The sequence below is a fragment of the Kitasatospora griseola genome, from assembly GCF_044999035.1.
In the GTDB taxonomy this organism is placed as follows: Bacteria; Actinomycetota; Actinomycetes; order Streptomycetales; family Streptomycetaceae; genus Kitasatospora; species Kitasatospora griseola.
In genome coordinates, this window is sequence record NZ_CP173360.1 from 1,825,987 (window position 1) to 1,837,567 (window position 11,581).

The window sequence follows — 11,581 nt, forward strand, 5'->3', positions numbered from 1 at the left end:
CGACGAACGGGAACGGGGCGGCCATGACCGGGTGGGGACAGTGCGGCGGCGCGACGACGATCGGCCGCGAGGACGTGCAGGCGGAGCTCGCGGCGTTCGTCCGGTCCGCCGCGGGCGGGGCCCTGCTGCTGCGCGGGGAGGCGGGCGCCGGCCGGAGCGCGCTGCTGCGGCACGCCGCCGCGCTCGCCGAACAGGAGGGCCGGACCGTCGTCCGGGCGGCCGGCGTCGAGGTGGAGTCCGCACTGCCCTGGGCGGGGCTGCACCAGCTGCTCCACCCGCTGCTCGCCGACGCCGCCCGCCTGGACGACGGGACCGGGGCGGTGTTCGACGCCGTCTTCGGCGGGCGGCGGGGCGACCCGCCGTCGGTGATGACGCTCGGCATCGCCGTGCTGCGCCTGCTGGCGCTGGCCACCGAGCAGCGGCCCCTGCTGCTGGTGCTCGACGACGGGCAGTGGCTGGACGACGCCAGCGCCGACGTCTGCGGTTTCGTCGGCCGGCGCCTGACCGGCCGCCCGGTGCAGCTGCTGGTCGCGGTCCGCGACGGCCTCCCGTCGCGTTTCGACGCCGCCGCCCTGCCCGAACTGCCGCTCGCCGCCCGCCCCGACGGGGACGCGCCGACCCCGGCCGAACTGCTCGCCGCCCGGGCGGCGCGCCGCGCCTCCGCCGCGGAGCCGGATGCGCTGACCTGGCAGGAGCGCCGCGTCGCCGACCTGGCCGCCGGTGGCCTGACGAACAAGCAGATCGGCGTGCGGATGCACCTGTCGCCGCGCACCGTCAGCTCGCACCTCTACCGCGTCTTCCCCAAGCTGGGCGTCACCAGCCGGGCGGCCCTGCGCGACGCGCTCAGCCGCGCCGCGGGATGACGCCTCCCCCGCACTTCTCCCGAAGGGATCCAGACATGATCAGCAGGCGCACCTTCACCACGGCGGTCGGCCTCGGCCTCGGCGCCGCCGCCCTGCCGGCCGACGCGTCGGCCGCCGCACCGGCGACGACCGTCCCGGGCATCGCCCCCGGCACCCACACCGCATTCGCCGACCTGAAGCGGGTCCGGGCCGGCGTGCTCGACATCGGCTACGCCGAGCTCGGGCCGGAGCACGGGCCGGCGGTCGTCCTGCTGCACGGCTGGCCGTACGACATCCACAGCTTCGTGGACGTGGCCCCGCTGCTGGCGGACGCCGGCCACCGGGTGATCGTGCCGTACCTGCGCGGCCACGGCACCACCGCGTTCCTGTCACCGACCACGCCCCGCAACGCGCAGCAGTCCGCGATCGCGCTGGACGTCGTCGCCCTGATGGACGCCCTGCGGATCCGTCAGGCGGCGCTGGCCGGCTTCGACTGGGGCTCGCGGACCGCCGACATCATCGCGGCGCTGTGGCCGGAGCGGGTCAGGGCCCTGGTGTCGGTGAGCGGCTACCTGATCACCGACGTCGCTTCCCAGCGCAACCCGCTGCCGCCGAAGGCCGAGCACACCTGGTGGTACCAGTACTACTTCGCCACCGACCGCGGCCGCGTCGCCATGGAGACCAGGCAGAACCGGCACGACCTGTGCCGACTGGTCTGGGACGAGGTCTCCCCCACCTGGGACTTCGACGACGCCACCTTCGAACGCACCGCCGCGGCCTTCGAGAACCCCGACTACGCCGCCATCGTGATCCACAACTACCGCTGGCGCCTGGGCCTGGCCGACGGCGAACGCCGCTACGACCCGTACGAGCGGCGGCTCGCCGCCCGGCCGGCCATCGCGGTGCCGACCATCGCCCTGGACCCGGCCCTCGACCCGTTCCTGGCCTCCACCGACGGCAGCGGGTACCGGCGGTTCTTCACCGGCCCGTACGAGCACCGGGTGCTGGCCGGCATCGGCCACAACGCACCGCAGGAGGCCCCGACGGCGTTCGCCCGGGCGGTGCTGGACGCCGAGCGCCTGGCGGTGCGCCAGTGACCGGCCGGGAGCCGGCGGCGGAGGCCCGCCGGGCCCGGTTCGGCGCGCTCCCGCAGCGGATCGCCTTCGCCGACATGGTCGAGGAGCGCCCGCCCACGGATCGGCCGGCGGCCGGGTACGACCCCGACGCCCTCGCGGTCCGGTTCGCCTGCCTGGCGGCGGACCTGGGCCCGTGAGACCCGGCGGCCCGTCACTCGATCTCGTACATCCCGGCGCCGTCGAGGTACCGCACCGTGTTGAGGTCGCGCTGGAGCACCGCGTCCACCGGGTGCTCCAGCGTCAAGGTGGCCGGGTAGCCCCGGTCGTACGTGGTCGGGCCGATCGGGCTGCCGGGTTCGACCAGCACGGTGAGGTCGCGGAAGCTCTCCAGCTCGCGGACCCGGTCGAGCGCCCGGTAGCGGACCAGCCGTCCGGCGGCGGGGGCGACCAGGGCGGCCCAGGCGAACGCGTGCCGCCGCCGGTAGCCCCGGCCGGCCCGGGCCCGGAACCGCTCCGGGCGGGCGTAGGCGTCGACGATCCACTCCAGCTGGCCCTCGCCCAGCAACTCGGCCGTGTAGTACGGGAGTCCGGACATCCGGGCGCCCGCCTCGACCAGCCGCGGGCCGTCCGGCGTCAGCTTGATCTCCAGGTGGGCCGCGCCGTGCCGGATGCCGAGCGCGTCCAGCACCCGGCGTCCGTACGCGGCGAGTTCGGGGACGGGCTGCTCGTCGGAGCGCATCAGCACCTGGGCCACCACCAGGTCCCGCACCCCGTTGGCGGTGATCCGGTCGGTCCGCCAGGCGTCGGTCAGCTGGTGGAGGCCCGCACTGCTGACGGTGTTCAGGATGTACTCGGCGCCGACCAGGTACTCCTGCGCCACCACCTCCTCGATCGGCTCGCCGTGGACCGTCCCCCGGCTGCGCAGCCGCCGCAGCGCCGCGACCGACTCCTCCGGGGTGTCGCAGAACGACACCCCGTCGCCCCAGTAACTGCGCAGCGGCTTGACCACCGCCACGCCGGCCAACTGCTCGTGCCAGGCGCGCAGTTCGGCCTCGTCGGCGGTGCGGAGCTGGCGCATGGCGGGCACTCCGCGCGCCCTGAGCGTCTCGATCTGCACGTACTTGTCGCGGCGCGCGGCGCTCAGCCGGGTGCCGTTGGTGGGCAGTTCGAGCCGCTCGGAGAGCGCGTCGGCGAGCTCCACCCCGGTCTCCCGGCCCGGCAGCACCGCGACGGGCCGCAGCGCCGCCAGCCTCGCGGCCAGCGCGTCGAGATCGCCGTCGTGGACCAGCACCCGGCTGAACCTCGCCTCGTCCACCGGGTCGACGCCGAACGGGAGTTCGGGCGTGCTCTGCACCTGGACGACCTCGCCGCCCACCGCGCCGAACGCATCGACGTGGCCGTGGGCCGCGCCGAACGCATCGACGACGGCCACCCGGAACGCTGACATGTCGTCTCCTCACCGGTCGGTCGGAACGGCCTTGAGCGAAAGGACGTCCCGGCGGAGTTCGAGCAGCCGGTGGACGCCGTTCGTGAGGACGTGGCGCACGCCGAAACCCGAGGTGCCGGGGTGCTCGGCGTTCAGGACGTCGCGCTCGCCGGCCTGCGCGCCGATCTCCCGGCGGGTCAGCCCGGTGCGGTCCTCGAACGCCTCCGGCAGCATGCGCCGGGTGATGCCCAGGTGCACCATGCGGAAGTCGACGAACCTGTCGACGAGTCGGACCAGCCGGTCGATCCCGTCGTCGTCGAGCGCGAGCCTGCCGTCCCGCACCGACTGCCGCACGTTCACGCCCAGGCTGGAGGCGCTGCGCCACTGGGCGAGGACCGGCCGGGCCCAGGACGGGAAGTAGGACATCGCCAGGTCCAGGTAGCTGCCGTACTCCGTGGTCGGCGGCAGCAGGACCAGTTCGAGCAGCTGCACGCTGGGCATGAACGCCCCGCTCGCGCCGCGCGGACCGCCGGGGTGGCCCAGGTGGAAGTGCCGGAACCGGCCGAACGCCTCCCCGGACAGCCGACGGTAGCTCGCCATGTGCGAGGTGAACTCCGCGACGCAGCGGGCGGCGTCGTCCAGCACCGCCGCCGGCTTCACCGCGTCCGGCGCGGTGACCAGCGTCCGCAGGCCGTACGCGGCGGACCTGATCCACGGCTCGGACAGGTGGTGGCCGAGGTAGAAGTCCCGCTCCAGGGCGCCGAGTTGCCCGGGCGAGAACACCCGGATGTCACCGCTGCGCCGGTACTCCTCGCAGTTCACGTCGATCAGCAGCTCGTAGCTCAGGTACGGGTCCAGCGACCGGAACCGCCCGCACTGGGCGGAGATCAGCTCCGTCAGCTCGCGCGGCGCGGCCTGCGGCCCGGCGGGAACGAACCCGCCGAGCATGAACAGCAGGTCGAGCTGGGTGATCCGGGCCGCCCCCGGATCTTCCCCGAGCGGACCGACCGAGGCCAGCAACTCCCGCTGCTGGTCCGCCAGTTGCCGGTACGTCAGGCCGCCGCTCGCCACCTCGGAGAGGTCCTGCGGGAGCCGGTGCAGGACGTAGTCCCGAAGGGGCGACGAGGATCGGACGGGCGCCCGGGGTCCGGAGTCCACGGAGCCGTTGAAGAGATCGCTTCTGTCCACTTCCACTCCTTGTCCGCAGCTGGGAAGGGGCGGGCCGGTGGCCGCAGCACCGGCCCGCCCGGTCACGTCAGGGCTTGACGCAGCGGAAGCTGCTCGCGGCGTTCGGGTCGCCGTGGGCGTAGCGGGAGACCATCGGGTACCGGCACACCTCGCGGGCGACGTTCCGCCCGTCGGCGGTGGGCAGGGTGGCGTGCAGCACGCCCGGGGCCCTCCCCTGCTCGACCCAGGCGGTCAGCGCGGCCAGGTCGTCGGCGCCGTTCAGCGAGCAGTGCGCGACGCCGGGGGCCAGGAAGACCCGGTAGAAGTCGTCGACCTTCGCGCTGCCGCCCATCCGGGCCTCGACGCGCTTGCGGTAGTCGACCGTGCCTGCGGTGGGGATCACCGGGTCGGCGTCGCCGTGCCAGGTGAGCAGCTTGCCGCCGGCGTCGCGGAACGCGGAGAGGTCCGCGTCGCGGGTGCCGATGGCCGGGTCGAACTCGGCGCGGGCCGTGCGGAAGATCTCCTCGAACTGCGGGTACGTCAGGTTCGCCGAGCTGAACCCGGGCTGCTTCTTGACGAAGTTGGCGACCCACTCGGCGGGGACGATGAACGGCGTGCCGGTGGTGACGCCGTCCGTGGTGGTGCTGGACGCGAGGGGGCCGAAGTCGGCGCCGACCGGCAGCCCGTACCAGAGCCGCCTGCCGCTGCCGTCGCGCGGGCCGTCCCAGATCCTGCGGACCACCTCGGCGTCGGCGGCGCCGATCGTGTACTCCTTGCCGTCGCACACCACCTTGGCGCCGATCAGCCGCCGCGGGTCGAAGTCGCACCGGTTCGGGTCGCTGATCAGCCCGTCCGCGATGCCGTCGAGCTTGTCGCAGGCCTTCAGCGCGGCCTTGTTGAACTCGTTGAACTCGCAGGCGGTGGGGTAGGTGTGCTGCTCGCTCATCACCACCTGCGGCCACAGCGTGGCCACCTCGAACTGGTTCCAGTTGACGGCGGGCGAGGCCGCGTTGATGCCGTCGAAGTCGGTCGGGTACCTCTGCGCCTCCAGGTAGCCCTGGCGGCCGCCGGTGGAGCAGCCGTTGAAGTACGAGCGGAACGCGGTGTGGCCGTAGACGCCGTCGACGACCTGCTTGCCGACCAGCGCCATCTCGTGGACCGAACGCGAGGCGAAGTTCTCCAGCAGCGCGGCGTTGATCCCGCCCTGCCCGTCCAGCGCCCAACTGCTGTCCAGGCCACTGGTGTCCACGCCCGCGTCGGTAGTGGCGGCCGCGTAGCCCTGCTTGACGGCCGCGGCCACCGAGCCGATGCTCCCGGCCGCGTACGCGGCGCCGCCCGCCGCCTGGAAGCGCCCGTTCCACCCGGACTCCGGCAGCCACACCTGCACCCTGGCGTGGTCGTTCGCCCCCGGGTGGGTCAGCGTGACCGTCACCTCGCAGTGCGCCGGCACGTCGGGGACCTGGCCGCCGCCCAGCGGCGGACTGCCGGGCACCTGGAACGTGCCCGCCGGCACGGCCGTCGCCGTCACCGACTCCACCGAGAAGCCTGCCGGCGCCGCGAGTCGGAGCGGGCTGCAGGCGAACGGCGCCGAACCGGCGGCGGCCGGCGCAACGCCGCCCGCCGGGCCGGCCGACGCGCTCGCCGGTGCGTTGACGGCCGCGGCCGCCGCCAGCGAGAATCCTGCCGCCGCGAGCCTCAGAAGCCGTCGATTCATGTCTCTCTCCTCGAATTTCGGGAATCGCGCGACCACTGTCACCGACCCGCCGACTGGGACACATCAGTCATCCGACGTTCTGTGGCCATGCAGTCATCCGACCGATGCGGACGTCCGGCGCGCGGGAGACAGTGAACGCCCGAACCCCCGAAGACCGAAGACCGAAGCCAGGAGCGTCGCCATGTCGATCACCCAGAACGGCCGCGGACGGCGGCTCGCCGCGGCCCTCGCCGCAGCCGCGGGCGTCCTCGCCCTCACCGGCGCGACAGCCGACCCTGCGACGGCCGACCGCGGACCGAAGCCGACCGTCGTCCTGGAGCACGGCGCGTTCGCCGACGCGTCCAGCTGGAACGGCGTCATCGCCCGCCTGCGCCACGACGGTTACCCGGTCGTCGCCGCCGCGAACCCGCTGCGCGGCCCGGCCTCCGACGCCGCCGCGCTGCGCAGCGTCATCGACCACATCGACGGCCCCGTCGTGCTGGTCGGCCACTCCTACGGCGGCTCGGTCATCAGCGCCGCCGCCGTCGGCGAACCGCGCGTCAAGGCACTGGTCTACGTCGCCGCGTTCCTGCCCGCACCGGGCGAGTCCGCGCTGCAACTGACCGGACAGTTCCCCGGATCCACCCTGGCCGGCGCCCTCGACCCGGTGCCGTACCCGCTCCCCGACGGCAGCACCGGCACCGACCTGTACATCCAACAGGGCAAGTTCCGCGCGCAGTTCGCCGCCGACGTCCCCGCCGAGAAGGCCGCACTGGCAGCCGCCGCCCAGCGCCCGATCGCCCAGGCCGCGCTGACCGAGCCGGCCACCGCCGCCGTCTGGCAGACCGTCCCCAGCTGGGACATCGTCACCACCCAGGACCTGAACATCCCGGCCGCCACCCAGCGCTTCATGGCCGAACGCGCCCACGCCCACACCACCGAGGTCGCCGCGTCCCACTCCGTCACGGTCTCCCACCCCGACCTGGCCGGCGTCATCGAAAAAGCGAGCATGAGCTGACGCTCGGTCAACTCGAGGCCAGCGCCCCCTCGATCTCCCGCCGGTTGGTGATCCCCAGCTTGCCGAACACCTTCCGCAGGTGCCACTCCACCGTCCGCGGGCTGAGGAACAGCTGCGCGCCGATCTCCGCATTCGGGTGCCCGGCGGCGGCGAGGCGGGCGATCTGCGCCTCCTGCGGCGTCAGTTCCGGCCCGCCGACGGCCCGTTTGCGCACCGTCTCACCGGTGGCGAGCAGCTCGCGCCGGGCCCGTTCGGCGAACGCCTCCTGGCCCATCCGCGCGAACTCCTCGTACGCGGCGCGCAGTTCGTCGCGAGCCAGGGCCCGCCGGTTCTGGCGGCGCAGCCATTCGCCGAACAGCAGCCGGGCCCGGGCCTCGAACACGCCGAGCCCGCCCGCCCCGAAGTGCCCGACGGCCTCCCGGTAGCGGTCCTCGGCCTGCTCGGGCGGCCCGGCCAGCGCCTCGGCGACCGCCCGCGCGCCGAGCGCCCACGGTGTACCGGCCCGACCCCAATCGGCCAGCCGCTCCCGCGCCCCGGCCGCCGCGGCCGGGTCCCCGGCCCGGACGGCCGCCTCGACGAGTTCGCCGCACGTCCAGTGGTGCACGGCCAGGTCCCGGTACTCCGCGCCCCGCAGCGCCGCCTCCAGCGCCAACGGGTAGTTGCCGAGGCCGTTGTGGAGCACGGCCCGCGCCCACGCCGCGGTCGCGGTGAGCCGGCCGAGGCCGCACCGCTCGCCCTCCCGCTCGGCCGCCCCGATCGCGGCCAGGGCCGGCCGTTCCCGGCCCTGGTACGCGCCGATGCCGGCCGTCGCGGCCAGGCGCATCGCCAGGCCGGCGCCGTTCTCGACGGCGGTCGCCCCGGCCAGCAGGTCGCGGGTCTCGGCGAGCCGCCCGGCGAATCCCAGCGCGGCCGCCCGGTGCGGCAGCGCCGTCGCGAGGATCGACAGCGCGCCCGTCGTCCGGGCGGAGCGGACCGCCCGCTCGGTGACGTCCAGCCAGGCCGCGAGGTCGCCCAGCTCGGCGGCGGCGTTCGCGGCCGCCCACAGCAGGGCCGGGTCGTCGACGTCGGGGACGGCGCGCAGCGCCCGAGCCAGCAGCGGGTGCGCGACGGCCGGCCCGTCCGTGGTCCACGCGGCGAGGGCGCGCAGCAGGATGCCCGCCGGCTCGTCGCCGGGCGGCAGCGCGCGTGCCGCCCCGGCGACCCGCCGCAGTGCCCCGTCGTCGTGCCGGCCGGCCCAGATCGCGGCGCCGAACGCCATCAGGGCGGTCTCCCGCGCGGCGGCCGGGTCGAGCGCGCCGAGCCGGTCCGCCGCGTCCAGCAGCGGCCGCACCACACCGAGTTCCGGGCCGGCCAGGGCCGCCACCCTGGCCCGCAGCCGGTGCACGTGGGCCTGCTGGAGCGGGTCCAGCGCGCCGAGTTCGGCGGCGGCGAGCAGGTCGGGCACCCGGGCCGTCAGCCCGGCCGTGAGGTACGCGTCCGCGGCGGCCAGCGCGCGCCGCGCCCGTCCCTTCGGATCGGGGGTGAGCGCGGCGGCCCGTTCCAGGAAGGACGCGGCGGCGGCCCGCCCGCCGCGGGCCAGCGCCCGGTCCGCGGAGCACTCCAGCTCGACGGCGACCTCCTCGTCCGGCCCGAGCGCGGCGTGCGCCCGGTGCCAGGCCCGCCGGTCGGGGTCGCGCCCGCCGTCGGTGGCCTCGGCCAGCGCCCGGTGCGCGGCCCGCAACGCGGTCGCGTCCGCGCCCCGCCAGACGGCGGAGCGCACCAGCGGGTGCCGGAACCGCACCGCGGCCCCCACCGTGATCAGCTCCCCGGCCGGCGCCGCCGCCTCCGGCCCGACGCCGAGGAACCGCAGCGCGTCCCACAGCAGCGGCCCGTCGCCGACCGGTTCGACCGCCGCGACCAGCAGCAGCGCCCGAGTGTCGGCCGGCAGCGCCTGCACGCGGCGCCGGAAGCCGTCCTCGACCCGGGTCGCCAGCGGCCCGGCCCCGGGCCCGCCGAAGCCGAACGCCAGCTCGGCGGGCGACAGGCCCCGGGGCAACTCCAGCAGCGCCAGCGGGTTTCCGCCGGTCTCGGCGACGATCCGGTCCCGCACCCGGGCGTCGACCGGCCCGGGCAGCACGCTGTCGAGCAGCGCCCGGGCCTCGGCGTCGCCCAGCCCGCGCAGCACGAGGTCCGGCAGCCCGGCGAAGCCCTCGTCGCCCGTCCCGTCCACGACCCGCTCGGCGAACACCAGCGCCACCGACTCGGCGTCCAGCCGCCGTCCGACGAACGCCAGGATCCGCTGCGACATCAGGTCCAGCCACTGCGCGTCGTCGACCAGGCACACCAGCGGCGCATCGGCCGCCGCCTCCGCGAACAGCCCCAGCACCGCCATCCCGACCAGCAGCATCTCGGGCGCCGCCCCGCCGCTCAGCCCGAACGCCACCCGCAGCGCGTCCCGCTGCACCTCGGGCAGCCGCTCCAGCCGGTCCAGCAGCGGCGCGCACAGCCGCTGCAACGCCGAGTACGCGAACTCCGCCTCGGCCTCCACCCCGGCCGCCCGCACCACCTGCAACTGCGCGGCCAGCCCCGCCAGTTGATCCAGCAGCGCCGACTTCCCGACCCCCGCCTCCCCCCGTACCACCAACACCCGGCTGCGCCCACCGCGCACCTCGCGCAGCAGCCGCTCCAACTCCCCCGACTCCCGCTCGCGCCCGAGCAGTTGACGCTTCGCCTGGTCCGCCATGGTCCCCTCCGGTGTGAATCCCCTCCCGGAGGAGCTGCGCCCATCCTACGAACCGCTCGCACTTCCGGGCGGGATGGAAGAAGCCCTCGACCGTCGCCGACCTCACGTCAGAGAGCGGGATGCGACGCCTACGCCGCCAATCTCGGCTCAGCAGCTTCGAGAAAATGGCGAGCCGCTCACCTCGCCGGGACCCGCCCGTTCGGGGGAGAGTCCCGGCCGGGCATGAACCGGCTTCAAGTTTTCGGCACGGCAGGCCTGTTCAGTTCCGCAGCCCGCGAATCTTCCGGCCCGCCTCACTGTGCGGGGCGAGCAGCGCGCCCGCGACGCGGCCGGCCGAATCCTTCACGCCGCCGCTGAAGTTGAGCCGGCCGGTGGAGCCGACACTGGCGCAGATCCCGTCCCAGTAAGCGGGTTCACGCTCCCAGCGGACGTCGCCGAGCAGGCGCTCGACCGTCTCGTAGCCCATGGCCTCGCCGGGGTCGCACCAGGGGGTCGCACGGTGCAGCACGATGCCGAGGCCTGCCATCACGGCCGGGGCGGTGATGGCGCTGCGCCGGGCGAAGTCCGGGAACCGCTCCCCGATCAGCCGGGACACCAGCCGGACCACCACTGCCTCCACCTCGTCGGAGTCGGTGACGGACGGCAGGTCGCCCTCGCGGACGTTGGTCGCCGAGTACTGCACACCCTTGCTGCCGAAGACGGTGGTGACGATCAGCGCCCGCAGCGCGGACAGCGTCACGACCTCCTCGTCGGTCGTGGTGAGCTGCCGCTTGCCGGCGTTGACCAGCCGGCCGAACGGCATCCGCCGGCCCTCCGACTCGACCTCCATCCGCTCGCCGACGGCGTAGGCGAGGCGGGTCGCCAGATCGCGCTGGTCCATGGACATGGCCAGGTTCTTGGCGACGTCGACACCCTTGACGTTCCGGTCGTAGAAGATCTGGCGCGCATCCGCCGGGGAGATCCCCAGGTAGAGCTCGAAGGGGATGCGTACCCGCCGGCCGAGTTCGGCGTAGCTGAGGCCGAAGGACTCCGGGTCCTGGTAGATGTCGTGCCAGGCGGTGGTCTGGGTCTCGCCGTCGATGGCGATCACCATGGCGTCCGGGGCGACGGTCAGGGTCCGCAGGCCGGAGCCGGGGACCAACTCGTCGCTCATCGCGGCGATTTCGTCCACATGCCAGAGCGTGATCGGCGGCGTGGACCAGGCGGAGCCGTGCTTGCCGAGAATGCCGGCGGCGATGTACTCCGCGTAGGCGGGGATGTTCTTGCCCTTCTGGGACTTCAACGTCCGCTGCACCGTCGCACGCAGCTCCGCATGCCGCCGGCCGTGCCCGGACGCAGCCTTGAGGGCGCGCGGGTCCTCCTCCTGACGCGGCGACGGCACAAGGCGCACCAACGTCGCGAGGGACATGGTGCCGATGACCGCATCCTCGCGGAACGGCACGACGGTGAGCGGGATTCCTTCCGGAGTGCCGCTGGGCATGGTCAGACGCATGGGATCCCCCTGGATGGTGGTCGATCGACGGTGGCCCCGACCCGGTACGGACAGGGCGCGCGCTCAAGGACGGGACTCGGGCGGGGCGGCTTCACGCCGGGAGCCGACGCTCACCACCGGAAGCGCCCCAATGAAAGCATGGAGG

At 74.7% G+C, this 11,581-nt stretch carries 9 protein-coding genes; 4 read left to right on the plus strand and 5 right to left on the minus strand.

The annotated features are described in order from the left end of the window. The first annotated feature begins 23 nt into the window (after positions 1–23). Genes ACI1MP_RS08545 through ACI1MP_RS08555 form a run of 3 tightly spaced genes read left to right on the plus strand, consistent with a single transcriptional unit; the run spans position 24 to position 2,115 of the window. Complete coding sequence (locus ACI1MP_RS08545; RefSeq protein WP_380336226.1) at positions 24–863, plus strand: AAA family ATPase; 840 nt, start codon at positions 24–26, stop codon at positions 861–863. Between the two features lie 35 nt (positions 864–898). Then, positions 899–1,939, plus strand: a complete 1,041-nt coding sequence (locus tag ACI1MP_RS08550; RefSeq protein WP_380336224.1) for an alpha/beta fold hydrolase — start codon at positions 899–901, stop codon at positions 1,937–1,939. After that, positions 1,936–2,115: a hypothetical protein gene (locus tag ACI1MP_RS08555; protein ID WP_380336222.1), complete on the plus strand. Its 180-nt coding sequence runs from the start codon at positions 1,936–1,938 to the stop codon at positions 2,113–2,115. The genes ACI1MP_RS08550 and ACI1MP_RS08555 overlap by 4 nt, the downstream gene beginning before the upstream one ends. Before the next feature lie 14 nt (positions 2,116–2,129). Here ACI1MP_RS08555 and ACI1MP_RS08560 read toward each other — a convergent pair whose 3' ends face one another. The 3 genes from ACI1MP_RS08560 to ACI1MP_RS08570 form a co-directional block, all read right to left on the minus strand. Next, positions 2,130–3,365 carry an ATP-grasp domain-containing protein gene (locus ACI1MP_RS08560; RefSeq protein WP_380336220.1) on the minus strand — a complete coding sequence of 412 codons (1,236 nt, stop codon included), beginning with the start codon at positions 3,363–3,365 and terminating at the stop codon, positions 2,130–2,132. A gap of 9 nt (positions 3,366–3,374) precedes the next feature. Next, positions 3,375–4,532: a hypothetical protein gene (locus ACI1MP_RS08565; RefSeq protein ID WP_404868232.1), complete on the minus strand. Its 1,158-nt coding sequence runs from the start codon at positions 4,530–4,532 to the stop codon at positions 3,375–3,377. 67 nt (positions 4,533–4,599) lie between these two features. Next, positions 4,600–6,225 carry a tannase/feruloyl esterase family alpha/beta hydrolase gene (locus tag ACI1MP_RS08570; protein WP_404868233.1) on the minus strand — a complete coding sequence of 542 codons (1,626 nt, stop codon included), beginning with the start codon at positions 6,223–6,225 and terminating at the stop codon, positions 4,600–4,602. Positions 6,226–6,406: 181 nt separating this feature from the next. Here ACI1MP_RS08570 and ACI1MP_RS08575 point away from each other — a divergent pair, with 181 nt between their 5' ends. Next, positions 6,407–7,222: an alpha/beta fold hydrolase gene (locus tag ACI1MP_RS08575; RefSeq protein WP_404868234.1), complete on the plus strand. Its 816-nt coding sequence runs from the start codon at positions 6,407–6,409 to the stop codon at positions 7,220–7,222. 7 nt (positions 7,223–7,229) lie between these two features. Here the strand turns inward: ACI1MP_RS08575 and ACI1MP_RS08580 are convergent, their stop codons facing one another. Further along, the gene (locus ACI1MP_RS08580) at positions 7,230–9,944 is read right to left on the minus strand and encodes an ATP-binding protein (RefSeq protein ID WP_404868235.1); all 2,715 of its coding nucleotides are present in this window, start codon (positions 9,942–9,944) and stop codon (positions 7,230–7,232) included. Positions 9,945–10,203: 259 nt separating this feature from the next. After that, on the minus strand, positions 10,204–11,436 hold the full coding sequence (locus tag ACI1MP_RS08585) for a hypothetical protein (protein WP_404868236.1): 1,233 nt from the start codon (positions 11,434–11,436) through the stop codon (positions 10,204–10,206). Positions 11,437–11,581 lie beyond the last annotated feature (145 nt).